General features: G+C 38.7%; 29 protein-coding genes and 2 pseudogenes. 5 read left to right on the forward strand and 26 right to left on the reverse strand.

Annotated elements, in window-relative coordinates; all coding sequences use genetic code 11:
* Window positions 1–51: 51 nt before the first annotated feature.
* The 17 genes and pseudogenes from A0765_RS02825 to hisS all read right to left on the reverse strand — a co-directional run bounded on the left by A0765_RS02825 (window position 52) and on the right by hisS (window position 13154).
* A complete protein-coding gene (locus A0765_RS02825) occupies window positions 52–987 on the reverse strand; it encodes a YitT family protein (protein ID WP_005591464.1) in 936 nt (311 codons plus the stop codon).
* On the reverse strand, window positions 974–2728 hold the full coding sequence (gene aspS / locus A0765_RS02830) for an aspartate--tRNA ligase (protein ID WP_062004519.1): 1755 nt from the start codon (window positions 2726–2728) through the stop codon (window positions 974–976). The genes A0765_RS02825 and aspS overlap by 14 nt, the downstream gene beginning before the upstream one ends.
* 167 nt (window positions 2729–2895) lie before the next feature.
* A complete protein-coding gene (locus A0765_RS02835; RefSeq protein ID WP_062004520.1) occupies window positions 2896–3108 on the reverse strand; it encodes a hypothetical protein in 213 nt (70 codons plus the stop codon).
* A 230-nt stretch (window positions 3109–3338) separates the two neighbouring features.
* Window positions 3339–4070, reverse strand: a complete 732-nt coding sequence (locus A0765_RS02840) for a hypothetical protein (protein WP_062004521.1) — start codon at window positions 4068–4070, stop codon at window positions 3339–3341.
* A gap of 154 nt (window positions 4071–4224) precedes the next feature.
* Window positions 4225–4719: a hypothetical protein gene (locus A0765_RS02845; protein WP_179856137.1), complete on the reverse strand. Its 495-nt coding sequence runs from the start codon at window positions 4717–4719 to the stop codon at window positions 4225–4227.
* Window positions 4720–4784: 65 nt separating this feature from the next.
* Complete coding sequence (locus A0765_RS02850) at window positions 4785–5360, reverse strand: DUF6572 domain-containing protein (RefSeq protein ID WP_062004523.1); 576 nt, start codon at window positions 5358–5360, stop codon at window positions 4785–4787.
* 25 nt (window positions 5361–5385) lie between these two features.
* The gene (locus A0765_RS02855; protein WP_062004524.1) at window positions 5386–5727 is read right to left on the reverse strand and encodes a DUF2185 domain-containing protein; all 342 of its coding nucleotides are present in this window, start codon (window positions 5725–5727) and stop codon (window positions 5386–5388) included.
* Window positions 5714–5848: pseudogene (locus A0765_RS10720) on the reverse strand (ankyrin repeat domain-containing protein); the annotation flags it as partial. The pseudogene A0765_RS10720 and the gene A0765_RS02855, both read right to left, overlap by 14 nt.
* Window positions 5849–5889: 41 nt before the next feature.
* Window positions 5890–6687 (reverse strand): Imm47 family immunity protein, encoded by a 798-nt coding sequence (imm47, locus tag A0765_RS02860; RefSeq protein ID WP_062004525.1) that lies wholly within the window; start codon window positions 6685–6687, stop codon window positions 5890–5892.
* Between the two features lie 40 nt (window positions 6688–6727).
* Window positions 6728–7027, reverse strand: a complete 300-nt coding sequence (locus A0765_RS02865; protein ID WP_218837446.1) for a hypothetical protein — start codon at window positions 7025–7027, stop codon at window positions 6728–6730.
* 160 nt (window positions 7028–7187) lie between these two features.
* The gene (locus A0765_RS02870) at window positions 7188–7700 is read right to left on the reverse strand and encodes a hypothetical protein (protein ID WP_306452465.1); all 513 of its coding nucleotides are present in this window, start codon (window positions 7698–7700) and stop codon (window positions 7188–7190) included.
* Between the two features lie 199 nt (window positions 7701–7899).
* Entirely contained in the window at window positions 7900–8634 is a 735-nt protein-coding gene (locus tag A0765_RS02875) for a PoNe immunity protein domain-containing protein (protein ID WP_371259497.1), read from the reverse strand.
* Between the two features lie 233 nt (window positions 8635–8867).
* Window positions 8868–9347, reverse strand: a complete 480-nt coding sequence (locus A0765_RS02880; RefSeq protein ID WP_062004526.1) for a hypothetical protein — start codon at window positions 9345–9347, stop codon at window positions 8868–8870.
* A 61-nt stretch (window positions 9348–9408) separates the two neighbouring features.
* Entirely contained in the window at window positions 9409–9903 is a 495-nt protein-coding gene (locus tag A0765_RS02885; protein ID WP_062004617.1) for a hypothetical protein, read from the reverse strand.
* Between the two features lie 191 nt (window positions 9904–10094).
* Window positions 10095–10754 (reverse strand): annotated as a pseudogene (locus A0765_RS02890) (DUF6572 domain-containing protein).
* 105 nt (window positions 10755–10859) lie between these two features.
* The gene (locus A0765_RS02895; protein WP_062004527.1) at window positions 10860–11729 is read right to left on the reverse strand and encodes a hypothetical protein; all 870 of its coding nucleotides are present in this window, start codon (window positions 11727–11729) and stop codon (window positions 10860–10862) included.
* A gap of 144 nt (window positions 11730–11873) precedes the next feature.
* Complete coding sequence (hisS, locus tag A0765_RS02900) at window positions 11874–13154, reverse strand: histidine--tRNA ligase (protein ID WP_062004528.1); 1281 nt, start codon at window positions 13152–13154, stop codon at window positions 11874–11876.
* Window positions 13155–13338: 184 nt separating this feature from the next.
* On the opposite strand from hisS, the gene A0765_RS02905 reads away from it, so the two are divergent.
* Window positions 13339–13680: a metal-sulfur cluster assembly factor gene (locus A0765_RS02905; protein WP_015606018.1), complete on the forward strand. Its 342-nt coding sequence runs from the start codon at window positions 13339–13341 to the stop codon at window positions 13678–13680.
* 69 nt (window positions 13681–13749) lie between these two features.
* Here the strand turns inward: A0765_RS02905 and ilvD are convergent, their stop codons facing one another.
* Window positions 13750–15471, reverse strand: coding sequence for a dihydroxy-acid dehydratase (ilvD, locus tag A0765_RS02910; RefSeq protein ID WP_371259499.1), 1722 nt, complete (start codon window positions 15469–15471; stop codon window positions 13750–13752).
* Between the two features lie 252 nt (window positions 15472–15723).
* Between ilvD and rpmF the strand changes: the two genes are divergently transcribed.
* Complete coding sequence (gene rpmF, locus A0765_RS02915; protein WP_000290416.1) at window positions 15724–15906, forward strand: 50S ribosomal protein L32; 183 nt, start codon at window positions 15724–15726, stop codon at window positions 15904–15906.
* A gap of 15 nt (window positions 15907–15921) precedes the next feature.
* A complete protein-coding gene (rpmG, locus tag A0765_RS02920) occupies window positions 15922–16071 on the forward strand; it encodes a 50S ribosomal protein L33 (RefSeq protein ID WP_001265622.1) in 150 nt (49 codons plus the stop codon).
* Between the two features lie 103 nt (window positions 16072–16174).
* Here the strand turns inward: rpmG and A0765_RS02925 are convergent, their stop codons facing one another.
* The 8 genes from A0765_RS02925 to A0765_RS02960 all read right to left on the reverse strand — a co-directional run bounded on the left by A0765_RS02925 (window position 16175) and on the right by A0765_RS02960 (window position 23247).
* A complete protein-coding gene (locus A0765_RS02925) occupies window positions 16175–18451 on the reverse strand; it encodes an ATP-binding cassette domain-containing protein (protein WP_062004529.1) in 2277 nt (758 codons plus the stop codon).
* The gene (locus tag A0765_RS02930) at window positions 18451–18906 is read right to left on the reverse strand and encodes a MarR family winged helix-turn-helix transcriptional regulator (RefSeq protein WP_257000791.1); all 456 of its coding nucleotides are present in this window, start codon (window positions 18904–18906) and stop codon (window positions 18451–18453) included. Before A0765_RS02930 ends, A0765_RS02925 begins: the two co-directional genes overlap by 1 nt.
* Before the next feature lie 117 nt (window positions 18907–19023).
* Entirely contained in the window at window positions 19024–20517 is a 1494-nt protein-coding gene (locus tag A0765_RS02935) for a tyrosine-type recombinase/integrase (protein WP_045760134.1), read from the reverse strand.
* 9 nt (window positions 20518–20526) lie between these two features.
* Window positions 20527–20775 carry a hypothetical protein gene (locus tag A0765_RS02940; protein WP_045760133.1) on the reverse strand — a complete coding sequence of 83 codons (249 nt, stop codon included), beginning with the start codon at window positions 20773–20775 and terminating at the stop codon, window positions 20527–20529.
* A 65-nt stretch (window positions 20776–20840) separates the two neighbouring features.
* A complete protein-coding gene (locus A0765_RS02945; RefSeq protein ID WP_045760132.1) occupies window positions 20841–21869 on the reverse strand; it encodes a replication initiation factor domain-containing protein in 1029 nt (342 codons plus the stop codon).
* Window positions 21870–21871: 2 nt separating this feature from the next.
* A complete protein-coding gene (locus tag A0765_RS02950; protein ID WP_045760131.1) occupies window positions 21872–22303 on the reverse strand; it encodes a hypothetical protein in 432 nt (143 codons plus the stop codon).
* A gap of 273 nt (window positions 22304–22576) precedes the next feature.
* Entirely contained in the window at window positions 22577–23032 is a 456-nt protein-coding gene (locus A0765_RS02955; RefSeq protein ID WP_062004531.1) for a hypothetical protein, read from the reverse strand.
* Window positions 23032–23247 (reverse strand): hypothetical protein, encoded by a 216-nt coding sequence (locus A0765_RS02960; RefSeq protein WP_062004532.1) that lies wholly within the window; start codon window positions 23245–23247, stop codon window positions 23032–23034. The genes A0765_RS02955 and A0765_RS02960 overlap by 1 nt, the downstream gene beginning before the upstream one ends.
* A gap of 320 nt (window positions 23248–23567) precedes the next feature.
* Between A0765_RS02960 and A0765_RS02965 the strand changes: the two genes are divergently transcribed.
* Both A0765_RS02965 and A0765_RS02970 read left to right on the forward strand, forming a co-directional pair.
* The gene (locus A0765_RS02965) at window positions 23568–24488 is read left to right on the forward strand and encodes a helix-turn-helix domain-containing protein (RefSeq protein WP_062004533.1); all 921 of its coding nucleotides are present in this window, start codon (window positions 23568–23570) and stop codon (window positions 24486–24488) included.
* Between the two features lie 166 nt (window positions 24489–24654).
* Window positions 24655–26139 (forward strand): RNA/DNA-binding domain-containing protein, encoded by a 1485-nt coding sequence (locus A0765_RS02970; protein WP_062004534.1) that lies wholly within the window; start codon window positions 24655–24657, stop codon window positions 26137–26139.
* The last annotated feature ends 282 nt before the right edge of the window (window positions 26140–26421 follow it).

A 26421-nucleotide genomic window follows, 5' to 3' on the forward strand; every position in this document is an offset into this window, starting at 1 on the left:
ATGGAAGCATTGCGTTTGAGCAAGATCCACTAACAATGCCGATAATCGAGACTACTCTTCTACAAATCTTCCTAAAATATGTACATTGTCAGATACAGAGACAAAGGCTGTCGGATCTGTCTGCTTCATGATATACTTAAATTCGCTAAACTCAGCACGCGTAATGACTGTAATCAGCACCGCCTTTTGCTCGTGATTGTAAGTTCCCTCTGCCCCATTGATAATGGTTGCACCGCGATGGAGTTTGTGGTGAATCTTGTTAATCACTTCTTCAGGATGACTGGTTATAATCATGGCCTGCATCCGCTTTTGCTTGGTAAAGACAGCGTCCGTTACACGGCTGGATACAAAGATGGTAATCATTGAGTAGAGAGCGTATTCCCAACCAAAGGTCAGACCAGCAATCAGCATAATAATGCCATTTACAATCAGGGAGATACTGCCTACATTACGGCCTGTTTTCTTGCGAATGGTCAAGCTAACAATATCTGTCCCTCCACTTGAAATGCTTGACTTGAGGGCAAAGCCGATCCCTGTCCCCATGACAACTCCCCCAAACAAAGCGTTGATAATGGGATTGGTCGTCAATGTCACTTCTGGCACAAAATGGATAAAAAGCGAGCTCATCGAAACAGTGATAAAGGTAAAAACAGTAAACTTATGCCCGATTTGGTACCAAGCCAAAATCATCAGTGGAATATTGATCGCATAAAAAGTAATGGAAACTGGAATGGTAAAGCCGATAAAGCGACCACTCAAAGCCGAGACAATCTGCGCCAAGCCCGTTGCACCACTTGAGTAGACATGGCCCGGCTGAAAGAAGAAATTGACCGCTACTGCCGAGAGAAATCCATATACCAGAGATGCCGAAAATTTCTCATCATATTTTTCACGCGAAATACTTTTCAAAACTTCTAGCAACTTGACATGATAGGCAAAGCGATGAAGATAATAGCGAAAAAGTTTCCGCAAACTAGTCTTTTTCATGTGATTCTACTTGTAAACTTAATTCCTCTAATTGTGCAGGAGCAACCAAGCTTGGTGCTTGCGTCATTGGGTCAGAAGCCTTGTTATTCTTAGGAAAAGCAATGACTTCACGGATATTTTCTTCACCAGCCAAGAGCATGACGAAGCGATCCAGACCCAAGGCCAGACCTCCATGTGGTGGGAAACCATAATCCATGGCTTCTAGAAGGAAGCCGAACTGGTCTTGCGCTTCTTCAGTTGAAAAGCCTAAAGCCTTAAACATACGTTCCTGCAGTTCTTTTTGGTTGATCCGTAGGCTACCACCACCTAGTTCATAGCCATTGAGTACGATATCATAGGCAACCGCACGAACCTTGCTTAGGTCTCCTTCCAGCTCCTGCTCAGAATCTTTTTGAGGCAGGGTGAATGGATGGTGAGCACTCATATAGCGGCCTTCTTCTTCAGACCACTCAAACATTGGCCAATCTACTACCCACAAGTAGTTAAACTTAGCAGGGTCAATCAAACCTAATTCCTTGCCTAGGCGGACACGAAGAGCCCCTAGAGCTGCGTTGGCAACATCCAAAGTATCTGCCACAAAGAGAACCAAGTCGTTTTCTTCTAATTGTAAAGCAGTTGTCAACTCACTTGACAGGTCTGTCAAGAACTTAGCAACAGGACCAGCTAGTTCTCCACCAGCAAATTTGATCCAAGCAAGTCCCTTTGCTCCATGCTGCTTAGCTTGCTCTGTCAGCTTATCAATGTCTTTACGCGAGTATTTGTCAGCAGCATTTTTCACTACAATCGCCTTGACAGCCGGTGCCTCAGAAAAGACTTTGAAGTCAACACCCTTGACAAGCTCTGTCAAGTCCTGCAATAACATGTCAAAGCGAGTATCTGGCTTGTCGCTACCATAGAGAGCCATGGCATCGTCATATTTCATACGCGGGAAAGGTAAGGTCACTTCAATTCCCTTGGTTTCCTTCATGACACGGGCAATCAAACCTTCTGTGATGTCTTGGATTTCTTGCTCAGATAGGAAGGAAGTTTCCAAGTCCACCTGTGTAAACTCTGGTTGACGGTCTCCACGTAAGTCCTCGTCTCGGAAACATTTGACAATCTGGTAATAACGGTCAAAACCAGCATTCATCAAAAGCTGCTTGGTAATCTGTGGGCTTTGAGGCAGGGCATAGAAATGACCTTGGTTGACCCGGCTCGGTACCAAATAGTCACGCGCTCCTTCAGGCGTCGACTTGGTCAAAAATGGTGTCTCTACATCGATAAACTCCAGCTCATCCAAATAATTGCGGATGGAATGAGTCACTTTAGCACGCAACTTGAGATTTTCCAGCATTTCTGGGCGACGCAGATCCAAATAACGGTAGCGCAAGCGCGTATCATCATTAGCTTCAATCCCGTCCTTAATCTCAAAAGGAGTTGTTTTAGCAGTATTCAACACCGTCAGACTGTCCACGTGAAGTTCTACACTTCCTGTGGCCAGCTTGTCATTGGCCTGCTCACGCGCAGCTACCTTACCAGTCACTTCAATGACAAACTCGCTGCGCAGGCTCTCAGCTGTCTTCATGACCTCATCTGAAACACTCTCAGGATTAATAACTAGCTGCATAATGCCTTCGCGGTCACGCAGATCAATAAAAATCAAGCCTCCCAAATCGCGACGGCGGGCAACCCAACCTTTCAAAGTAATTTCCTGACCGACATGCTCACTCCGAACACGTCCCGCATACATTGAACGTTTCATATTTACTCTCCAAAATTTTAATTCTGTTACTATTTTACCACAAAGAGCCTAGGAAAGCCCCCCTACCTGTCCTTTTTCTGAAAAAAATTAAAAACCTTCATTTACATTGCCCACTTTTATAAAAAAGCCTGGAGCCAATATCCCCAGACCTGCTAATGCTATATAGATTATTCCTTTTTCTTCCCATCCTCATAAAGACCAGGAGCCAACGTTTTTGTCACCATGGCTGTCAAAAAGCGAAAGGCTCCAGCTGCCAGACCAAAAATCGGCGCCAAAGCACGGAAGAAAAAATCCCCTCGCATAAAATAACAGAGCAGACCCGTTATCACAAATAAGGCCACTCCCTGCGCCACAACCACTAATAATATTTTCTTCATCATTCCCTCGACTTTCTATAGACTATTATAGCATATTATGCAGTACAACAACTTTTAATGTCTCATTAGATAAAAAGCAGCAATATAGTCAAACAAAACACTTGCTATATTTTGTTCTAAGGTGGTTCTTTCTCATGTTCCAAGGAGAGTACACTTTTAAAATGTTACTCTCCATGTGTAGGTCGGACAGTGTATCCAAGGCTCACATATCTGTTGTCAATAAATTTGTATTTTTAATCTAATTCATCGCTATCAGGGTGCTCTTTCACATAAATAGCTGCATAAACCGTATCTACCATGACAGCTGGCAGGCTCAAAGTCAACAAAATTCCCAATAAAACACCAAAAGCAATCTGAATATAGCCTGTTAGGAGGGAGGGAATGATTGTTGCCCCAGCAAAAGCTACTGCAAAATTATTCCACCATGTTTTCTTTCTATCTCCCTCTTTTACTTGATTAAAAGCCCAGACTTTCCCCTGATTCTTTGGGAGATAGTGCCAAGCATAGAGACCACAAGCAAAGATAAAAAGGAACATCATCAATATTACATAAAATGGAGTGAGAGGGGATTGATATATTCCCTCTATACTTTTTGAATCTCCTACTATTGCAAACATCATCATTCCGATAAAATTGATCCAAACTAATGCGCTCCAAGTAAGCAAAGCAATCAGAATATAGGTTAAAAATTTAAATCGATTGATTAGAAACTTAGAAAAAGCAAATAAAATACTTACCACATTAAGAATGATGCAAGTCAAAAATAGAATTTTAATCCATCCCTGACGACTTCCTGTTTCACCTATAAGGGCCCAGTAAAAGAAAAATGAGCAAAATGGTAAATTGATCCAGGGATAAATCTTAATGTATCCTAAACTGACACCATTTGTAATCAAAGGACCATGGTATCTTTCTCTTTCTGTATCAATAATCTTCGCTTTATTTTTTCTATTTCTCTTTGCCACTAACTAAACCACCCTCCTATTGTTTTTATTAAGGCATCCTTAGCTGCTGTTACAGAAAGCTCTATCAAACTAGAGCTCTTCTATTCTACCACTCATACCTCAAAACTATGCTTCATACTTTATATATGTTCTGGTAATATTCGTTTTTGTCCCATCATTCTTCCTCCGTACTGGATTTATAATATTGTAAGAACTCTTCTTCGCTTTGAACCAAATGTTCCTGTCCATCTTTCGAACTAGCTGCTGGAATGGTGATATCCTTAAAGATATTTGTACCCTCTGGAAGAACCAGCTTTAAGAGAGAGATTTCAAAATGAACATCTTCTTTTCCGAGGAAATATAATTCCGATAGTAACCCTTTACTCAATATATCAAACACCTTTGGATATTTGCTTGCCAAGGACGGATATTGGGAGTTTTCTACTGGTTTTTTAAAACTAAAAAGAGATAAGACAAAGGCAAACTTTTCGTTTAAAAATTTATGATTCGAAATAAGAATATCATCTAACTTCGGTTTGTATGATCCTTTCTCATCGTTATAAATATCTTTGGAAGTTTTACCAGATGGAGTAGCTGCTATTATCTTTCCTTCCTCTATATCAATAAGCCCAGTTTCAGTTTTTGATTCTGGCTGTTGGCCAATAGCCATACTAATTGGTAAGTAAGTTTTCCCCTGTTCCATATACAAGAAAGAGAGCGTTTCCGCTCTCTTTCTCACTCTGGTAATTCTACCTTCAAGCTCATATCTGTAGGTTGCAAGACTTTCTGAGTAGCTGCTAAAAAGGCTAGACCGTTGTCAGATGGAGAATATTGGAAAGTGATATGGATGACTTTTTTAACAAAGTTATCGCCATACCGCTTCACATACTGCTTGCTTTCGAGGAAATAGATATAGTTATTGAGTTTTTCCTGAAGCTTCAACAAATGTTCTTCTTCGGTATCTGGAAGCCAAAGATTGCCATCTATTAATAAAAGTTCCAAGTCTGAATCACTCGTTCCGATTGCATCAATTTCTGAAACATCTAACTGAATAGGAACGCCTCTAATCCTACATCTAAATTTCACAACCTCATATAATTCTTTAATAGCATCCTCCTCTCTTTCAAAACTAGCTTTTTCATGTAACTGTTGACGTTCAGTCACCTCATACACTATAAATCTATTTGCACTTAGATCCTGATAATACCCTATCGCAAACTGCTCTAAAACTTTTTTATTTAAGTATACAGTATAATATCTAAGCTTGTTGCTATTAAATTTTAAAAAATCTAATAATTCCTGTTTTCTCATTAGTTTTCCTCCGTCATTTCTATATTCAGCTAATGATTTCCTTGATAGTAGTTTCTCTATCTCTCACCAAATCATAAAATCCTACATGAACGCCCTCCTCATATAGCCAGCACAAGTCGGTGCCGTATGGGGCTTCAAAAATTTCCAGCATAACAGGAGCAATTTTTACAATGCTATTTGCTCCTAAAATTGTGAAATTTTTTGAATTAGCTAGGTAAGCTTCATCATCTTCGATTGATAACAGTGTCCAGCCATTTAATTGTGGAATAGAAGATTCCTCACGATAGGAATATCGAATAGCTTTTCCATCGAGAACATTATTTGAAACAACGAAACCACCAAAATCATTGTTATTAATTTCTACCATCTTCATACTCCTTTATTATATCAAGCAGACTACTTCTCCAAGAATATTCTTCCGCATAGTCTAGACACGATTTCCCAGATTTATTTTTTAACTTATAATCCGAACCAGCCTCTAGTAAAAGATTTCGGGATAAAATATTTTACAATCTTTTCTCCAACACTTCTAGTTTTCAACAGGATGACCATAAAAATACTTCATGCCTTCTACCCAAAGTTTTTTGATTAGACGATCAATATAACTAATCATTAAATCAATTTCATCTCTAGAAATTACAACATTAGTGTCAACTGGAACTTTTTCGCCCGAATAGATAGACAAAAGTGACGATTGAAGATATAAATGATATTTTTCTTTCTTTTGAGCAGCGATGTGTAGAGCAGTCATAATTTCTTGTGTAAACAAACCAGGAAAAGCAAGAGAAGTATTATAATAATAACAATCTAAGTTTTTAGTTTTTACTACATCTATATATAGATTTCCTACTTCCTCTAACGTTGCGTTCTCTGATAAAACCGAGCGATATTCGAGAAAAGAATCCAACGCATCCTGTATAGCAATTTCTAAATCATTATCAGAATCTTCCCATTCTTGCCACAGCGTCAAAAGATATGGAATAACTTGATATGACATTGTTTCAACTGCACCAGTAACGAATGTAAAAGCTCCAAATTCCGATACAGAATCTAAAAAACGAAAATTATTAACATCTTTTAAATCATCATTTGTACACACTGAGCAAAATAATCTGACACATAAATTTAACACAGCTTCATCTTCTGTTTGGTTCATTAAATCAATTAAAAGATTTTTAACGGAAAAATCTCCCTTTTTCATTATTTCAACAATTAACAGTATGCACTCACGCTCGTCTTGTACCGAAAGCAAGCTATTCTTTAATTCATCCAAACTTAATTGGCTTACCTCGCCATACCAAATTCCAGGCAGTAATACTTCACTCATCTATCAAGCTCCTATCTTAAACCTTGCTGTCTTTGCCATCTCAATACTTCATTTTGGAAATTAGTGACTTCAGTATGATTTGGATTATTTCCAAATACATATAGTCCACTTCTCTTTGATGTATTTTCAAAACCTTTGGATCCTTTTTACCATAATCATTTTCATGATAAAAACTAGTATCTAATCCTTCTAATTCTGAATGTCTAATCGTTGTTTCTCCAGTAAATTGAATATTTTCCGGAACATTCTCACCACCAAACGCCAACCCTTGTCTATTGTATCCTTTTGGCAGTTCACCTTTTCTAAGCATCTGTTGATAATGTGAGCGCGCTTTCTTCAACTCTTCTCCAGCGACAATCCTAGATGCATCAGGATCAGCCTACCATTTCGGATTATTTACATGACCTTTAACCGCTTCTTTGTAATACGGAACATAGACTTGTTGGCTTTATCACTGTCAATTTGTGCTTTTAAACTAGCATCACTCATTTTCTCCCCTTCTATTCTGCTTGCTGCTCTCCAGAATTTTGCTGCCTCAAGTCTTGTAAGGATTTATCAACCACCTTCTTAATCGTCTCGTCATCAGCTCCAGGGATATGGTAATGAGAGTTACTATTATCACTACTGGAGCTTTCCGTTTGAGCACTTTCTTCAATGGCAGTTGACGAATTAGACATAGAAGATGTTGATGTGGTAGATGTTCCCTCATTAACCTTGAGTGCATCATTTAGCTCTTTATAATTAATCTTCTGCTGCTCAACAGGTCTATAGAATACTGCAAAGGAGAGAAGCAAAGCTAAAGTTGCACCGATACCTGCTAATGTCCTTTTATTAGCCTCAGCCGTAGGAATCTTTACTCCTTTTGTACTAAGATCTTTCCATTCAGGATGCTCTTCTTCTATCGCTTTTTTCTGTTGCCAAAAAGGAACAAGCAGAAAATGATTGACAGGTATGACAGACGCCATGGCTGTTGCTAAAAATGGGATAAATCTGGAAGAACTAATTATTAGCATACAATCTAGTATGGCAAATAAAATGAAAAGGAAAATCACTAAAGCAAGACGAATTCTATACTCCTTTTAACCTGTAAATATTTCTCTTGGGACATCTTAAAACCTTCCTTATTTTTAGTTTCATTTGTAATTTTTAATAGAGATAGTCAATATTTCTGTAAATCGTTAATGCTATCACTTAATTATCTCTTAGTATACTTTAGACTTCTGCACCTTCAGCAACCAAATCATAGGGGAAATACGGGACACCCTCCAATTCTTTGTAATCCAAGCCCTTGAGTTTGCAGAGAGCACCAGATTCAAAGGACCAGTAACCATAATAATTATCAATATTCTCTTTATGCAGGTCATACCAACCTGTATCCCTATGTCCTGGATACCATTTCTTAGTTACATATTCTTTCAGTAGTTTGAGTGCCTGTTCAGCATTCTCTTCTTCAATAATTTTCCGAGTAAAGCCATAAGGTCTTGGGAAATTATAGTTTATCCGAATTGTCCACTCTGGATGACGAGACTGGATAAGGTAATCGATTAAATAGTCCTCTGGATCATCTTTCCTTACCAAATCTACCAATTTATCAAAAGTCACTCCGTCAATCTCTAAAAGAATCCCAATGGAAAGGGCACAGATAATCTCATCATATCCTGAATTACTAAACCAAACAGGGAGAAGGCTATCAACAAATTTAAGGTACTCTTCTCTGAATTTCTCAATAGAGTAGCCTGCAGTGTAGGTGGCTATCATATTCTCTTTTTGGCAAACAGAATAATCAAGTTGTACTGATCTGATAACTTTTTCTATCGGACGCTTGTAGGGATTTATACCTTGCTTTAATTTTTCCAATTCTTCAACCAACTCATCAATTGATAAGTTGTTAATCTTAATTAATTCATTAATTTTTTCTTCTATAAATATATTATCTCTTTTCACCACTTATCCTCCTACGGCCATAAAGCGCCTTCTTTTATGTTAATGAATTTTCAGCATATTACCAGTTTTATTGATTATTCTGATTTTCTTCCATTCAGGATGATCCTCTTCTATCGCTTTTTCTCTTGCCAAACTGGGACCAGTAGAAAGTGATTAAAGGGAATAACCGTACCCATAACTGTTGAGCGGAGTCTCTTCCTTTGTTTATTTCCTTCTATTTCTTTATTTTCTTTACTCTATTCACTTGTTTTATTTTTGTCAAACACATTTTCCCCTATTTCCGTCCAAAACCAATATTCTCTTGGAATTAAATCTAGGAAATATTGATATTTCCCAATCCATGGAGCTGATACATACTCTTCAAAAGAAATAGACTCTGCGTAATTTGAGTACAACAACAAATTATCCATATCAACAAATAAAGATGGGGCGAAATCATAAATAGCGTTCAGTTTATCCATTTTATACTCATTAGCAAAGACTTTCCTTAACTCTGACAGATCGCAACTATATTTTTGCATATCTTCTAAAAAATAGAGAATATTCTCAGGCAGTAAAATCGGAGAGCGTAATCTATCCTTATAAATCTCATCTAAATCGTATCCCGCTTCTTCGTAATTAATATACCATAACTCCAAATCAGAAATATACCAAGAATACTGATTTTTGTATTTAAAAGCGACAACAATATTTTCACCATATTTTGCTCTAATCATTTTTCTCCTTATTCAAATAAGTCTAGTTTTATAGCACTCAAGGAAATAGACTTTTGGAGCGCTATTCAAAACTATTTTTTAAAAGTTCATATTCATGACATGCCAGTTCTACGAGCAAGATGCTCACGAGTGTTCCATCTTGAGAAAATCCTAATTTTGCTCTCCCATTAGTCAGATACATAGTTTCCTTAGGATTAAGCAACTGTATTTTCAAAAAGTCTTTAGACAAAAAGACATCAAAGGACCGCCTACTATCATGTAGTCCATTTGTAAACATGACAGTATCACGAAAAACAGGAATGCCTTCTATCTCTTCCACTTCTTCTAGACTCATGTCATCCATTAAAGTCACATTTGATACCTGGACAAGTATGATATTCATCAATCGAAAAGAATTTGGATTTATCCCAATTTCAAGTAGGCTATTATCACCTACTAAACGGAAGTAAGCTTTTCGTATATATGAGGGGAAACTCGAACATTCAATAGTAAGAGGAGTATAATAGTCCACCTCTACATTGTAGGTATCTTCAATCACATGGCTTAATGTTAACATAGTCGACCCTCTCAATTTTAAATGATATGAACTAAACTGATAGAATAGTTCTCTTACTATATCAAGTTTTTTAGCCATTAATCAGAAAGCACTTTTTTACATTATACCATATTATAAATCTAGTCCAGAAAAGATTGCAAAGGCTTTTGAAGATTAGAAAAGAGAAGACAAGCATCTTCTCTTTTTATATCTTACTCTGGCAATTCGATCTTCAAACTCATATCCGTATTCTGCAATACCTTCTGAACAGCTGCTAAAAAGGCTAGTCCGTTATCTGATGGAGAATACTGGAATGTGATATGGATGATTTTTTTAGCAAAGCTATCGCCATATATCTCCACATATTGCTTGCTTTCGAGGAAGTAGATGTAGTTGTTGAGTTTTTCTTGCAGAATTTCCAGATGGACTGTTTCTATCTCTTCCTCCCAGCCAACTGGATCCACCAGAAGAAGCTCTAAATGACTATCAACTATACCAATAGCATCAAGCGCCGTTGGTTCCAATTCTGAATCAATGGCTTGGGTGACGATTTGTCTAAATTCTTCTGCTGTGAAAAGACGACGACTATTTTTAGGGTTTTTCAAAATAAAGGAAGGATGATTTTCGATGAAGAGCTTACCAAACTCTTCTTGTGTATATTATTTTTTAGATTTCCAAAAACCATATTGCGCATAAGTCATCAACTCTTTGCCAGTATGTTCTCCAGACATGTAACTATCTGCAGCTTCTTTGGGGATTTCTTTCACCACTTCTGGGCAGGTAATATTAAAAGTTGGATAACGCAAGAAATACTTATCACCATCTTGACAGATTTCCAACATGTCTTCTTTGCTTAAATAAATTGCTTTCATTCATATCCTCCGCCAATTCAAGCTAGTTGAAAAATAAAAGTCTGAGACAAAAAGCCCCAGACCCGTTATCTATGTAAATGAGATCCTAAATCTTATTTCAAACTATTAGATCTTTGATTTATCAGAAGATGAAGAGGAGCTTGAGTCAGATTTAGAGCCAGAATCGGTTGATTTGTTTCCTTTACGGGTTTCCGCACCATTTGCTGAATACTCATTTACAAAAATTGATTTACGCAATTCAATAAAGTTTTCGTCATTGAGAATATAGCGACCCTCTTTTGTCTTCGTTAACTCCATTGTAAACTCACGCGGCGCAATGTAGCCAAAGTCTTCATTCATACGATCAAAAGCATAGTAGAAGAGGAAGTTATTTACCAAAGCCAAACGCTTCTCAAGATCTGGATCCGTTGAATCTTCCAAGGCTTTTACATCTTCAATCCCATTTTCAAACAGACTAGCTTTGGTCATATTGATTAGATTGGCCAAATCACGTGTCGCAATCGCACGACTCTTAAATGTTACCGTTGCTGTTTCTCCATCGTCTTCAACCTTAGTAATTTCAAAATCATCGCCAATCGTAGCCAAGACTTTAAAACGTGCTTGGTCAAATAACTCTAAGATTTTTGATGGAGGGAATTTTTCTGTCTTTAAGTCAAGCGTATAGTTTTCTTCTGGCGTATATTTAGATAGGTTTTCATCAACGTAAGACTGAGTAATGCCTTTCTTCCATTTGTCAACAGAAGTTCCCATCAAGGTCGTGAAACCTGAAGAGTGATCTGTAAAGACTGCACGCAAGATAATATCTGCGTCTTTTTCAATCCGCTTTTCATTGGTTTCTTTTTCTGATGTAGAAGATGAAGACTGCTCTGTCTTCACGTTTTCAGCGTTTTTCTTCTGTGGTTTTGGCAGGGCCGAACATGCTCCCAACAAAAGAATACAAGCAGGCAATACGCCAAATTTCATCAATTTTTTCATTTTTTCTCCTTTATTTATGTAAGAGTACATCCATTATACCAAAATATTATCAATTTGTTACATTATTTGCTCGTCGTGTAACAAAAATGTAATATTCCAAGATTCCTTAAAAAGCTCGGTCTTTAAGAAAGAATAAGTTTTTCTCTAACAACCTAATTCTTCGAGAACAGCCTGATAGTTTTCTTGAACTTGATCCAGTCCAACCACTACTTCTTGACGAGTTTCATTATTCTTCACAGTAACTTGGTTGCTTTCGATCTCACTTTCACCTAAAGTAATGATGGTCTTCGCTCTGAAAACATCTGCTGACTTGAACTGAGCCTTGAGCTTGCGGTTCAGGTAATCTCGCTCAGCCGCAAATCCTTGATTGCGGAGGGCCTGTACTAGCTCCAAAGCGCTGCGATTGGCAGCTTCACCTAGAACGGCAATATAGGCATCCAAACCTGTCTCAAGTGGCAGAGCTACTCCCTGTTTTTCTAAAATCAAGAGGAGACGCTCCATTCCCATACCAAAACCAAAGGCAGGGGTTTCTGGTCCACCAAAGTAGTCAACCAAGCCATCATAACGGCCACCCGCACAGATAGTTAGTTCGCTGCCTGCCACATCAGTCGTAAACTCAAAAATCGTGTGATTGTAGTAGTCCAGACCGCGCACCATATTGGTGTTAATGACATAAGGAACCCCCAGAGACTCTAGCATTGAGCGGACAGCCGCAAAATGCTCCTGGCTCTCCTCGTCCAGAAAGTCCAAAATCGAAGGAGCCTGTGCAACGGCTGCTTTATCTTCTTTTTCCTTCGAATCCAGTACCCGCAGCGGATTTTCCTCCAAACGACGCTGACTATCCTTAGAAAGACCGTCTTTCAGCGGAGTCAAATAATCAATCAAGGCCTGACGGTAGGCAGCTCGACTCGCCGCATTGCCCAAACTATTCAGTTGCAGCGTCACCTGCCCAATTCCAATTTCCTTGAAGAACTGAGCCGCCATAGCAATCGTTTCTGCATCTGTCGCTGGATTTTCAGAGCCAAAGCACTCCACTCCGATTTGGTGAAATTCGCGCAAGCGACCAGCCTGAGGCCGCTCATAGCGGAACATAGAGCCCATATAATAAAGCTTAACTGGCTTTTGAACCTCTGGCGCAAAGAGCTTGTTTTCGACATAAGAACGAACGACTGGCGCAGTTCCTTCTGGCCGTAGCGTAATATGACGGTCCCCTTTATCGTAGAAATCATACATTTCCTTGGTCACGATGTCTGTCGTATCCCCAACAGAACGACTGATGACCTCATAGTGCTCAAAAATCGGTGTCCGAATTTCCGCATAGTTGTATTTTTTAAACGTCTTACGAGCAAACTCCTCCAGATACTGCCATTTAGCAGATTCCTGAGGGAGGATATCCTGAGTTCCTTTAGGTTTTTGTAATTTCATTTTCTAATCCTCTGCAACTATATAATATCTATTATTTTACCATAAATCAGATGTTTTGAGGAGTTAGAGCAGAAAAATTCCCTCCGATAGACTAAATCCGTTTTCATTCGCCAGAATTTCTTGAAAAATTGTCAGAATTATGAGAAAATAAGACCACCATTCTATAGAGAAAGAAGGACCGAAGATGAGAGACGATATCAAAATCAATGACCGAGCAGCAGCTATCCAAGAAGAATTCATTAAGAAACTCGAAACGATTTACGATCCAGAAGTCGAGCTCGATGTCTACAATCTCGGGCTCATCTATGAAATCAATCTTGACGAGACTGGCCACTGCAAGATTGTCATGACCTTCACAGACACAGCCTGCGACTGTACCGAGACCGTTCCCATTGAAATCGTCGAGTCCCTTAAGCAAATCGAGGGCATCGAAACTGTCTCTGTTGAAGTCACTTGGTCGCCCGCGTGGAAAATCACCCGCATCAGTCGCTTTGGACGAATTGCGCTGGGGATTAGTCCTAGATAAGAAGATGAACATTCATCCAAATTAATAAACCCGCTAGGAAAACTAGCGGGTTCTTTTGTCATATATAGGCTATTTCTTCCCTGTTTCTTCTGGTTTCCAGAAATCGGTAACAGCACCTTTAGCAGCAGAGGATACCATATGGGCATATTTACCAAGTACACCGCGGCTATAAAGCGGTGGAATGGTTGTTTCTGCTTTGCGTTTTTCAAGTTCTTCTTCAGAAACTGCCATGGAAATTTCCTTGGTGTCTTGGTCAACCGTGACCATATCGCCTGTGCGAAGGTAGGCAATCGGGCCACCATCCTGAGCTTCCGGAGCGATATGTCCGACAACGAGACCGTAGGTACCACCTGAGAAGCGACCGTCTGTCAAGAGAGCTACCTTATCTCCTTGGCCTTTCCCTACGATAATAGAAGAAAGTGACAGCATTTCTGGCATACCAGGGCCACCCTTTGGACCAACGTAGCGAACCACGACAACATCGCCATCGACTACTTCATCGGCCAAGACTGCATCAATAGCAGCTTCTTCTGAGTCAAAGACCTTAGCAGGTCCGACGTGACGACGAACTTTAACACCTGATACCTTGGCAACCGCGCCATCTGGTGCCAGATTACCATGCAAGATAATCAATGGACCGTCCGCACGTTTTGGATTTTCAAGCGGCATAATGACCTTCTGACCTGGCGTCAAGTCAGCAAAGTCAGCCAAGTTTTCAGCGACTGTCTTACCTGTACAAGTGATTCGATCCCCGTGCAAGAAGCCGTTAGCCAAAAGATATTTCATAACGGCAGGCACACCACCGACATTGTATAGGTCTTGGAAGACATACTGGCCAGATGGTTTCAAATCCGCCAAATGCGGCACGCGCTCTTGAATAACATTGAAATCATCCAAAGTCAGCTCCACATTAGCCGCATGGGCAATAGCCAATAAGTGCAGAGTAGCATTGGTAGAGCCGCCCAAAGCCATGGTCACTGTGATCGCATCTTCGAAAGCTTCGCGAGTCAGAATGTCAGACGGCTTGAGCCCCATTTCTAACATACGGACAACTGCTCGGCCAGCTTCCACGATATCATCCTTCTTATCTTGAGATTCTGCTGGGTGAGAAGAAGAACCTGGCAAACTCATACCTAGAACTTCAATAGCTGTCGCCATAGTATTTGCCGTATACATACCGCCACAGCCACCAGGGCCAGGGCAGGCATTACACTCGATGCGGCGCACTTCCTCAGCAGTCAAATCACCATGGTTCCACTTCCCGATACCTTCAAAAACGGAAACCAAGTCAATGTCCTTCCCGTCAAGATTTCCCGGTGCAATAGTTCCACCATAAGCAAAAATGGCTGGAATATCCATATTGGCAATGGCAATCATGGAGCCAGGCATATTCTTATCACAGCCCCCGATAGCGACGAAGGCATCCACATTATGTCCACCCATGGCAGCTTCGATAGAGTCTGCTATGATGTCGCGTGAAGTCAGAGAGAAGCGCATGCCCGGTGTCCCCATGGCAATCCCGTCTGCTACGGTAATCGTACCGAACTGAACAGGCCAAGCACCTTGTTCTTTTACTCCTTCCTTGGCTAGTTTGCCAAAATCATGTAGGTGAATATTACAAGGCGTATTTTCTGCCCAAGTCGAAATCACTCCGACAATTGGAGTTTCAAAGTCCTTGTCCGTCATCCCTGTCGCGCGAAGCATGGCACGGTTAGGAGATTTGACCATACTGTCATAAATCTTACTTTTGTGGCGTGTATCTAATTTATCTGTCATGTCTTTCCCTTTCATTGTAGTCATCTTTGTGCTTTATTATACCACACTTAGGCTCTATTGGATAGAAGAAAATTTTTAAATTTTCAGAATATTGGAATAATAACCCCAAAAATAGATGCAACTGCTAAAAAGCTTTGCTATTGTCAAAAAGAAAATCAAAAAATTCTGTCAAGTAACTTTACTTTACAAAAAAGTTTTGTTATACTGTTAAAGTTGATGAAAATCATGAGATTGCATCGAATTACATTCTAAAAGGAGAAACAAACAATGGCAGTACCTGCACGTCGCACTTCAAAAGCGAAGAAAAACAAACGTCGTACACACTACAAAGTAACAGCTCCATCTGTAAACTTTGACGAAACTACTGGAGATTACTCACGTTCTCACCGTGTATCACTTAAAGGATACTACAAAGGACGTAAAATCGCTAAAGCTGCTGCAGCTGAATAATAGAAGGGAGATACCATGCGCGTAAATATTACACTTGAACACAAAGAATCTGGTGAACGCTTGTACCTTACTTCTAAAAACAAACGTAACACTCCAGACCGTCTTCAATTGAAGAAATACTCACCAAAACTTCGCAAACATGTTGTGTTTACAGAAGTTAAGTAAGACAATATACCAAAAGCCTATGAAATCAACGTTTCTAGGCTTTTTTTGTTTTTATAATGTGGTTTTGTCTGATTTTTGTCTGATTAGAAGCAATTGACGTATTTTAACTGAAATTTAAAATTTCTTTCAAATATTTCCCCGTTTGAGACTCTTCACAACTGATAATATCTCTTGGTTTGCCTTCGAATAAAATATACCCCCCATTCTTTCCGCCCTCGGGTCCTAAATCAATTATCCAATCAGCTTGAGCAATAAGTTCTAAGCGATGTTCAATCATCACAACCGTATTCCCTTGATTGACGAGGCGTCTTAGTAAACTAAGCAGTTGTTCAACATCCTTACTATGCAGACCTGTGCTTGGTTCGTCGAGAACAAAGATTTGTCCTGACTCTTGTAACTTACTAGCTAACTTAACCCGTTGCACTTCTCCACCTGACAAGGTACTTGTAGGCTGACCTAAAGTCAGATAATCTAAGCCAACTTCCTTCATGACTGACAGAGATTGACAAATCTTATCGTTCGAAGAAAAAACTGTTAATGCTTCTTCGACAGTTAGATTCAAAATCTCTTCAATTGTGAAATTCTGATAACGATAGCTGAGCGCTTTAGGATTATAACGGTGACCCCCGCACTCCTCACAAACGACCTCAACTGAATCCGCAAAAGCCATGTCATAAACGATTTTTCCAGTTCCCTTGCAAATTGGACAAGCACCTTTTGAATTATAGCTAAACCAACTAGGGGTTACATTGTTGGCTTTGGCAAATAATTTTCGAATTTCATCCATTATTCCTAAGTAAGTTGCTGGTGTGGAACGAATGGAGGTACCAATAGGTTTTTGATTGATGATAATGGCATCTGGGTAATTTTCGATAAATTCGACACCAATCAGAGAGCTCTTCCCTGAACCCGCGACACCCGTTACTGCGGTCAAGATTCCCTTAGGGATTTTTGTATTAACCTGTTTAAGATTATTTGCAGTAGCATCTTTGATGGCAAAATATTCTGTCCAAGCTAGTGGGTCTTGATTCAGTCTAAGTGGTTGATTTAGGGCACGGGTTGTGTAGGTGTCAGCTTTTTGCAACTCTACAAGACTTCCTTGAAAAATTAGCCTACCGCCTTCCCGACCAGCCAATGGTCCCAATTCAATGACTTCATCCGCTAAAGCTAACATTTGTCGGCTATGTTCCACAACCAAAATATTGTTGTGCTTATCTCTTAAATCCAACAAGAGCTGACCGATTTTCTCGGCATCATGAGGGTGCAGACCTGCAGTCGGTTCATCAAAAACGTAGTTGACATTACTTAGGCTGGAACCGATGTGTCGCACCAACTTGACCCGTTGCATCTCACCACCTGATAAGGTTTCTGTCTTCCGAGACAAAGATAAATAACCAATCCCAACCGTCTCCATCCGCTTAATAGCTGACTTGATTTGTGCAACTAATGATTGACCTAAAGGACTATCAACTTCTTCAAGTAAAGGCAAGAGTTCACTGACTGATAAGTTCATATAGTCAACAATATTATGCCCGTTTATCTTAGAAGCTAAGGCCTTGGGGTTTAGTCCTGAGCCTTCACAACTGGCACAAGGTACCTGAATGACAAGAGATAGCACTTCTTCTTGCAATGATTTTTTCAGCTTAGAAATATCCCTTTTCAGATAGAGGCGGTAGAAACGCGGAATGACACCTTCATAGTCAACACGGTCCACACTCCCCGTATTATTAGAACGAAATTCAACCTTGACTATTTCATCGCTTCCTTCTCGCAAAATCTGCCATTCTTCCTCAGAAAAATCAGCTAACTTTTTATCTGCATCAAGTAAAGGATTATTTTTGTAAAGATAAGCCTGCCAGCCACTCGAAAATTGGCTAAAATTAATAGCACCTTCATTCAATGATTTTGTGGTATCAAAAATCTTATCCTCAATTAACTGATAAACCTTCCCAATCCCAGTACAAATAGGACACATCCCTGCAGGATGATTGAAAGAATAAGCCATTGAACCACCCGCACTCGGTTGACCAACCCGTGAAAACAGCAGACGAATAAGCGGAGCAATGTCCATAGCCGTCCCGACTGTTGAACGAGTATTAGTCCTTAAAGCTTTCTGATCGACAACGATAGATGGGGGTAAATTTTTAATTTCGTCTACGTGAGGACGCTCATAGTGAGGTAGCTTGTTCCGTAAAAAGAGAGGATAACTATCCTGCCACTGTCTACTACTTTCTCTTGCTAGCGTATCAAAGACAAGGGAAGACTTCCCCGAACCTGAAACACCTGCAAAAACCACTAGCTTATTCTTAGGAATCGTCACATCAAAGTCTTTTAGATTGTGCTCTTTAGCACCAAAAATTTCAATACTATCTGTTTCCATCAATTATTCTCCATATCGTCAGTTAAAGTTAACAGCTCAGCTTTAGTAAATTCATTCTTCACAAGACTTAGATATTTTCCTTGAAGTTCAACATATTTTTGCATATCCTCTTGCCCCATGGCCCTTATTGCTTCTTTTTCTGCTTCCACCATTTTAGCAACGGTCATCTCTATATAAGTTTTGCCTTTTTCAGTCAAGGACAATTTCTTGCTCTTACGAGAACTTGGTAGTGGCGTCACCCTTACATATTGGTCAGCACTCAACTTTTTTACCGAAGAGTGAATGGTTTGTTTTGGGAACATCATCTGTTCAACCAAGTCCTGCTGAGTGATATCACCACTATTTACTAATAAAAAATAACAGACCCACACGCTACTCTCAGATAGCCCAAAATTCTTAGCCATGACACGATAAAGAGATGAGAATTCTTTCTCTTGTACTGATAATTGCTTCATAAAATCTGTTTCCAAAATAATTCCTTACCTCTCTTTTGGTCTGATTACAGACTAAATTATATCCTAAAAAAATATCTATGTCAAATAGAAAAGGAGGCAGTATCCTCCTTTCCACACTTAGTTCTTATTATTAATCAATTTTTCCAGCCTTTCTACAGCTCCTCTCATGGTGTCTTTTTGCTTTTTAATCACATGGAGATAGACACGCTCAATCTCCTTGGAATCCTCCGAGTGTCCAACAAATTCTCGAATGGTGGAGAGGTCTATACCTTCGCTAGCCATAATGGAGATAAAGCTATGGCGGAACATATGAGGGATAACATGAATCGGTCTGCCAAAGTCTAGGAAGCTATCTATGTCCTTATAGGGTTTACCAGATTTTTTATTATATTTTGCTGACTGACTAGAACCACCTCTCAGGAATTGTGAGAGTTCATTATGATAAAGCGGAGAGCCTTGCCGATTACCTGTTCTGATATAGGTTCTGGTAAAGAGATAGCCTAGGTCTTGATAAGTAGGGTTAAATTGAGCTTGAAACTTATTTCTGTCTATATAATGTCGCAAAATTTTCTCTACCTCAGGACTCATTGGAATCGTTCGGACACTTTCCTTGGTCTTAAGGTCTGCTCGGTAGCGTTCCTTTCCGTCAAGATTAAGTGCTTCCATTACCTCATCTGATTTATTTTTGCTTGCCCTCTGCCAATGAACCTTTATCCACTTCTCCTCAAAATCAAGCATATCCTCATTCAAACCCAGAACTTCACTTGGTCTCATACCTGTTAGAAAAATCATTCTCAGCACATCTGCGATAAGTTGATTATCAGGACGGTTAGTCCAGCTTTCTATCAGTCGGAGAACGTAGTTAACCTCACTTGCTTCTAGGTATTTTTCTGCAATATCTTCACGTTTCTTGTTTTGCTCCTCACTCTTTGTCAGAACCCGCCTTTTAACCTTATTGTTGGCAATCGGGTCTTGTGTAAGAGTAATCTGTCCGTTTTCGACTGACCAATCAAAAACCATCTTAAGATAAATATGCAGGTTTCTTGCCATGTGCATGGAAGAGGCATTGATTAGATTTTGAATTTCCTCTGTCATAGAGGCAAATTTTGTGATAGACATTCTGGTATCAAAATTAGGCACGATATAGCGGTTATAGATAGTAACCCTTGTTTTAAGAGTATTATTGGCTGGTTTGACCCTTTCATACCATGCTTTAAAGGCTTTACCATAAAGACTTCCATCTTCATCATAGGGCTTAGCGATTTCTTCTAGGGTTAAAAGTCTCTTGGCTTTCTTAGGCTTAATACCTGTTACCTCAGCGATATAGTCATCAACTAATTTGTTCAGTTCTTGCGTGACCTGTGTAATCAATTGTGAGTTTTTAATATCGCTGACCAAAAGACGTTCTTTTCCAGAAGATGTCTTTTTACTTGGTCTTGCCTTAGTGGTAAACCACCCTTTACCAGCACCTGTAGAAAGGTATTTCTTGTGAGATTTTTTAGTAATAGGGTGGGTAAATCGCATAGCGAACTTCACCAAGACATTGCCTGCTTTATAAGGGTCTGTTCGCCAAGAACTGATGATGAGTACTCTTGAACTATTATCTCTCATAGGTATTACCTACGCCATCTTTGCGACATATTGATTGGCAATTTTGTAGTCAAACCATGCCACGAAGACTTCTGAGTGAATAAAGACATTGCCATGTGTTCCTTTAATACCGAAAGAGTATGGGCTGTCCTTCATCTGACGAATATAGCTATTGAGCGTTGCAACGGTCATGCCATGCCAGAGTTCATCTAGAAAGACGGATTTACGGTACCAGTTACGGGTCAAGTCAAAATCATGTTCTGTTTTTAATGTTGCCATTGAATTCTCCTTCTATTTTGGTTATAATCAAGTTAGTTATTTTTGGAAAGGCGATTTGTAGTTTGCTACAGGTCGTCTTTTCCTATGCCCCAATAGGCTGAGCTTTGTTGCTCTTGTTTGTACTGCTGAATATCAGTCTCATCTGTTTCCGTTAGTTTGGATATCCCAATCTCAAGTAAGTGTTGAATATAGCCATTTGCCTTTTCTTGTCCGTAAGATTCTGCTTTTGCTACATAGAGTTTTCCAAGTGTTCGTGAGACTTGCTTCTCTGTCCATAGCTCAGACCGTTTTAGGGTGGGTTTTGTCCGCTTTACACTTAAGACCGTCTTTTCTTGTGTTTCTAAGTAGTCATTCCACCATTTTACGTTTTTTCTTCGCCAACGGTTGGAATCCTTATCTCTCGGACTGACAAAGCGATAGTGTCCATTAATCGCTTCAAAGTAAATCTCTTTAAGGGGACGTCCTTTTTTTATCTGTTGAGCCAGTAAGTTTGCCTTTTCTTGCCAACATCTAAGCTCTGCTCTTGTCCATGATGAGGGCATTTCTGGTAAATCTTTATCCAGTTTTTGTTCTAATAGCTTATTATAGATGCACCATTGCTGAGTACCTCTAACACCAATCGTTACCATTTCACCAACCTTTTCACCATTTTCAAGAATACTCTTTTCATGGTAATCAAAGGTTTTAGCGGTTGATATGCAGAGTTGCTTTTTACAATAACTATAAATAAGCGGGACGGATAGGCTATCATCAAAAATATCATTGGCGATATCTAGTCTTGTAAAGTTACTATGGCATTCAGAAATGCGTTTCATCAGGGTTACCCAGTTATTGACATTGCTTTCCATGTATTCTTCATACTGACGGCACCCCTGCCCTCTCAGTTCGATAAAAACTCCCATTTTTGATTCCCAGTCTTTATTGAAGTAAACCTTTATCTCTGAGAAGGCATAATGCCTTTGGTACTTGTTTATCCCCCATTCATTGAGAACAAACTTATCTTTAGGAAGAATGAGGATTTTCTCAATGACATCATCTGGAGCTAAGCCTTTAATCGTTACGGCTAAGTAGTCTAACATCACTGAGTTATCCATGTCTAGGCTCCAATAAATTTAATATCAGTTGCCACTAGTTTTAAGCCTCCCCAATTTCCACCACCATTATTATTAGCTCGCCAACTAAGGTGGACTTCTGGATTGACAAGTTCTACTACAAGTGAGTTCAGCTCATCCTTTTCAACGGATTTAGCCAACTTGTCAAGGTTGTCTACAATCTCCAAGCGAATACCCTTGAGGTCATCAGGGGAATAGCCCAGGTCTTTCAAGGCTTGGATTTTGTCTGTATCTTGTACAGAGCAAGTAATTTTAGCTACTTCATCTGTCGAAATGCTTTCGCCATTGACATTTTTATAGACTGGTGCAACTCGTGAAGAAAGGATGGTCACTTTCTTTGGAATGTCAAATTGTGATTTATCCAATTTCAAGTCGCCAACTTTTATAGTTTCGTCTGTTAAGTTAAATTTTGTCATGTTTTTTCTCCTATTCATAAAAGCTACGCCTACATGAAATCAATCGTAAACCGTTGATATCATAGGCTTCATAAATGTTTTTTCGTGAAATTTGCTTCAAATCACTGAACCCCTTGCGTATCAAGGAATTTGACCACATTTTATGTATGTGTGCACCCCCTAATAGGGACTGGGGTGCAAATGTCAAATCGAGTTCAGCCGTTTGCCACCTTTCCCACCTGCTCTGGGCTACCGTGTTGACCACTCGCCCAGTGGTGGGGTGGCGAACCGTCTTCATCGATGAAAGAAGCTAAGTCTCTTAAATGATTTCTTTTCAGTCTCTTTCTCTAAGGTCTGGATTCTATCCAGAAGCACTTCTAACTCCTGTTTCAACTTTGCTAGGTTCCTTCGATAATCTTCTCGGATTTCCTTAAAGGAGACCTCTAGCTCATCAACAAGTTCTCTAATAGGTTTTTGATAATCATTTTCTTTAGAAAACCCATAAACACTTAGAATTGCTCTTTCCAGCCCCAACGAAGACTTCTTATCAGCAATCGCTTGAAAATGATTTAGGTCATCTTCTGTAAAAAGATAAACTTTAGAATAAGATTTTCGACCCGTTCTCACTCTACTTTCATTGAATTGAGTACCAGTTAGACTTTCAATCTTTAACCGCCACTTTTTCAATATTGAGACTGAGTTGAGACCATCAACCCTATCTACAACTTCTTGATAATCGTATTTACTCATTAGTTTACCTGTATTTTCTGATTAAGAAAGTCGTTCAAAATCTGCAAAGAACTAGATTCAATCAATCGCTCAAATCCCATATCCTTGATAAGGCGATAGAGTTCTCTGTCATTCAAATCTTTACAATCCTCTGGTTTGATTAAGACTTTCTCTTGTGTATCTGGTGAGTAGGCTACCCACTCTACCATTTGTAGTTCCATACCTGTTAAATTCATAATTACCCTCTTTTCTGATTCTGCATTCAACTAGCGTTTATCCGAAATATCTGGTATAATCACAGCAATTAGATTTACTGTCCTTGAACGATGTACCAGATTGTTCAAGGATTTTTTGTACCTTCCTTTCTTTTTTGATTGTTGGGTTAGCTCCTCTCTAACACGCATGTACGGTTTTATGTACGTTTGGTGTAAAATTTTTGAGCAACCTTAATGCTCATCAATAATTATATACGATATCATACACGGAGTCAAGCGTTTTTCTCAAAAAATGTACGATTTTATAAACACCTGTGTTATAATAGTCTGAGAGGTAACCTATGTTTGAAATACTTAAACCTGATAAAAAGACTGTTGGTCAAAGATTAAGACAAGTCAAAGATGAATTAAATTTGTCTTTTACTGAATTTGGAAACCGTCTTGGATTAAAAAAATCAACGATTAACGCATATGTAAGAGGAGATAACTTAGCTCCTCTTGAAGTTTTAGAGAAAGTGTCAAAAATCTATGGAAAACCCGTAGGTTGGTTTTACTACGGAGAATTGGAAGAATATATTGAACTTTACCTTAGAAAACTTGGTTATGGCACATTCCTAGATGAGTATCCTGATACTCCATTAAAAATAAAAGAAGAGCTTTTTAGAATAAAAACAAATCCAATACAATCGGTCACAAGAAGTGGGGGAGTAACCATTGGAACATTTGAAAATCCTGACTGGGAAAATGAATTTGGATACCCAAAAGAAGGCTACCTAGATGATATCTTTTTTGAAATGCTTTATGATACGCTGAGGGACACAATTAGGAAGGAAGCCAAAACCTACTTAAGCCAGCAAGACGGACTTGATGATACTAAAATCAACGAACTTTCTGATTACTTTGCTAACCAAATCTATACTTCATATGATTTTATCGGAAATCTAGAAATCCTTTCCAAAGATAAAATCAAAAAAGAAATTAAAAAGGGCTATGAACGCCTGATTAAAGATTCGCCATCAGCAGGTGTAGAAGTTAGCTATGATTCCAATTACCTACTCGGTTTTCTAATCAATACACTTGCAGATAGCCAAGCAACAAGGCAATTACTTTCAGATATGTCCCAAGCAACAGTTGGTATGCCTTTTTCACAATTTCATGAAGGGCATGAATTAGTTGAAATTATCCAATCTGTCAGACCACGACTGATAGAACTATACAATAATACGACCTTTGATGACTGGACTGACTGGGCGGAGAAATAATCACGTGGTTTTCGCGTGACTTTCGCGTGATTTTCGATATCTTTTTAAAACGAACTACTCAAAAATGCTTTAAAATCAAGCAAAATTGAGTATTATCAAAAATTTTTTTCGCGTGATTTTCGCGTGATACCCTGCAATTTGATTTTTTAAGTTAGGAGGAAAAAGTGTGGAATTAAAAATTGAAGGCAATGATTTAGAGTACAAAAAAGCTAAAAAAGCACTTCCTGATTCTTTCTGGGAGACCTATTCTGCTTTCGCAAACACCAATGGTGGAAAAGTTGTCTTGGGAGTAGATGAAAATAATGAAGACCCTTTTCAGGGAGTTATGAATCCTGAAAAAGTTAGGAATGACTTGTTTAATCTAGTCTCTAATAGAAAAAAAGTAAGTTGTAATTTGCTAACCGATAATGATATTGAGTACATTGATATTCCTGATAAAAATCGTCAACTTATGGTAATAACGATTAGAGAAGCCAGTAGTGACCAAAAACCTGTCCATCTTAAAAATGATTTTAGAGAATCTTATAAAAGGTTAGGGGAAGGTGATGTTAGACTTGATAAAGAAGAGCTAAAGTATCTCATGGCAAGCTCCCATGATGATATTGATGGCGAACTCCTAACTAACTATGACGAAAGTGACCTCAATATTGAATCAATCGAAGAGTATAAAAAACTCCTAATCGAATTAAGCGGGAACACTAAGTACACCAATATGCCACTTAGGGACTTCTTAACTGAAATTGGTGTTTTTAAGAAGGATAGAACAGATGGCTCTTATAAGTTGACTGCAGGAGGGTTACTATTTTTCGGGAAATACAACTCCATAATATCTAGGTATCCTAAATTTCAATTAGACTACTTTGAAAAGGACAACTCACTTTCTACTAGGTGGAATGATAGGATTTCAACAGGGGACATGATGTACCCTGATTTGAACATGTATGACTTTTTTAATTTAGCATACAAGAAATTAACTGCAACTACCAACGATAGGTTCGAACTCAATGATAAATCTGCCCATCGTTTACCATTTAAAAAAGATTTATCTGAATCTATACGTGAAGCACTAGTAAACTGCTTAATGCACGCTTACTATGACTTTGACTCACCTATCGTTATCACCGCATATAATGATTTTTATGAATTTAAGAATCCAGGAAAAATGAAAATTTCTATTCCTGAGTTTATACATGGCGGTACGTCAAAAACACGAAACGGTACAATTTCATCGCTATTCAGAAGAATCGGAATGTCTGAGAAGGCTGGCTCAGGCGGGCCAAAAATCTTTGATGTGTCAGAAAAATACAAATTGAAAATTCCCGAAGTTTCAACTACTTTTGATAGTACTATCGTAACCATTTGGAAAGTGGACTTGTTGTCTTCATACCAAGATGTAACACAAGATGAAAGAGCTATTCTCAAGTACATAATCGAAAATGAAAGCATTAGCAAAAACGATGTTATTGAGAATAATCTGATGACAGAATATAAGTTCAGAGAAAACTTAAAAACTCTTCAAAGCAAGCAATATATAGAGGTAATTGGCAAGGGACGTTCAACAAAATATGTTCTTCCTAGAACATCATCTGAACAATATCATATCATCAAACAAAAAATTAAAAACCTTGGTGATTTTATGACCAAGAACTAAAGTTTTATCTGATTTTTGTCTGATTAAAACTAAAGCAAGGTCAAAATCACCCTATTTCATCAATAATTGAAAGATTGAAAAGCCCATAAAATCAACGTTTCTGTACATCATGAAACTTGCTAAATTACATATTACGCTTACAGAAGTAAAATAATTGAGATAAAGAAAGCCTATGAAACGTTGATTTCAAAGGCTTTTTTATTTTTAGTGAAATAATTGCATTTTAACTAATTAAGATTTATTCACATTAAATTTTGATATAATTATCGCAAAAGAATCTTT

Source organism: Streptococcus cristatus (assembly GCF_001588905.1).
In the GTDB taxonomy this organism is placed as follows: Bacteria; Bacillota; Bacilli; order Lactobacillales; family Streptococcaceae; genus Streptococcus; species Streptococcus cristatus_N.

Coding starts and splice junctions, on each gene's coding strand:
- A0765_RS02885 (WP_062004617.1), bottom strand. CDS start 9,903: ATGTTAACATTAAGCCATGTGATTGAAGATACCTACAATGTAGAGGTG.
- A0765_RS02925 (WP_062004529.1), bottom strand. CDS start 18,451: ATGGAAACAGATAGTATTGAAATTTTTGGTGCTAAAGAGCACAATCTA.
- rpmF (WP_000290416.1), top strand. CDS start 15,724: ATGGCAGTACCTGCACGTCGCACTTCAAAAGCGAAGAAAAACAAACGT.
- ilvD (WP_371259499.1), bottom strand. CDS start 15,471: ATGAAAGGGAAAGACATGACAGATAAATTAGATACACGCCACAAAAGT.
- aspS (WP_062004519.1), bottom strand. CDS start 2,728: ATGAAACGTTCAATGTATGCGGGACGTGTTCGGAGTGAGCATGTCGGT.
- imm47 (WP_062004525.1), bottom strand. CDS start 6,687: ATGAGTGAAGTATTACTGCCTGGAATTTGGTATGGCGAGGTAAGCCAA.
- A0765_RS02930 (WP_257000791.1), bottom strand. CDS start 18,906: ATGAAGCAATTATCAGTACAAGAGAAAGAATTCTCATCTCTTTATCGT.
- A0765_RS02850 (WP_062004523.1), bottom strand. CDS start 5,360: ATGAGAAAACAGGAATTATTAGATTTTTTAAAATTTAATAGCAACAAG.
- A0765_RS02945 (WP_045760132.1), bottom strand. CDS start 21,869: ATGGATAACTCAGTGATGTTAGACTACTTAGCCGTAACGATTAAAGGC.
- hisS (WP_062004528.1), bottom strand. CDS start 13,154: ATGAAATTACAAAAACCTAAAGGAACTCAGGATATCCTCCCTCAGGAA.
- A0765_RS02960 (WP_062004532.1), bottom strand. CDS start 23,247: ATGAATTTAACAGGTATGGAACTACAAATGGTAGAGTGGGTAGCCTAC.
- A0765_RS02870 (WP_306452465.1), bottom strand. CDS start 7,700: ATGCTAATAATTAGTTCTTCCAGATTTATCCCATTTTTAGCAACAGCC.
- A0765_RS02895 (WP_062004527.1), bottom strand. CDS start 11,729: ATGAAAAAATTGATGAAATTTGGCGTATTGCCTGCTTGTATTCTTTTG.
- A0765_RS02955 (WP_062004531.1), bottom strand. CDS start 23,032: ATGAGTAAATACGATTATCAAGAAGTTGTAGATAGGGTTGATGGTCTC.
- rpmG (WP_001265622.1), top strand. CDS start 15,922: ATGCGCGTAAATATTACACTTGAACACAAAGAATCTGGTGAACGCTTG.
- A0765_RS02855 (WP_062004524.1), bottom strand. CDS start 5,727: ATGGTAGAAATTAATAACAATGATTTTGGTGGTTTCGTTGTTTCAAAT.
- A0765_RS02905 (WP_015606018.1), top strand. CDS start 13,339: ATGAGAGACGATATCAAAATCAATGACCGAGCAGCAGCTATCCAAGAA.
- A0765_RS02935 (WP_045760134.1), bottom strand. CDS start 20,517: ATGAGAGATAATAGTTCAAGAGTACTCATCATCAGTTCTTGGCGAACA.
- A0765_RS02835 (WP_062004520.1), bottom strand. CDS start 3,108: ATGATGAAGAAAATATTATTAGTGGTTGTGGCGCAGGGAGTGGCCTTA.
- A0765_RS02825 (WP_005591464.1), bottom strand. CDS start 987: ATGAAAAAGACTAGTTTGCGGAAACTTTTTCGCTATTATCTTCATCGC.
- A0765_RS02965 (WP_062004533.1), top strand. CDS start 23,568: ATGTTTGAAATACTTAAACCTGATAAAAAGACTGTTGGTCAAAGATTA.
- A0765_RS02845 (WP_179856137.1), bottom strand. CDS start 4,719: ATGGCTATTGGCCAACAGCCAGAATCAAAAACTGAAACTGGGCTTATT.
- A0765_RS02950 (WP_045760131.1), bottom strand. CDS start 22,303: ATGACAAAATTTAACTTAACAGACGAAACTATAAAAGTTGGCGACTTG.
- A0765_RS02940 (WP_045760133.1), bottom strand. CDS start 20,775: ATGGCAACATTAAAAACAGAACATGATTTTGACTTGACCCGTAACTGG.
- A0765_RS02880 (WP_062004526.1), bottom strand. CDS start 9,347: ATGATTAGAGCAAAATATGGTGAAAATATTGTTGTCGCTTTTAAATAC.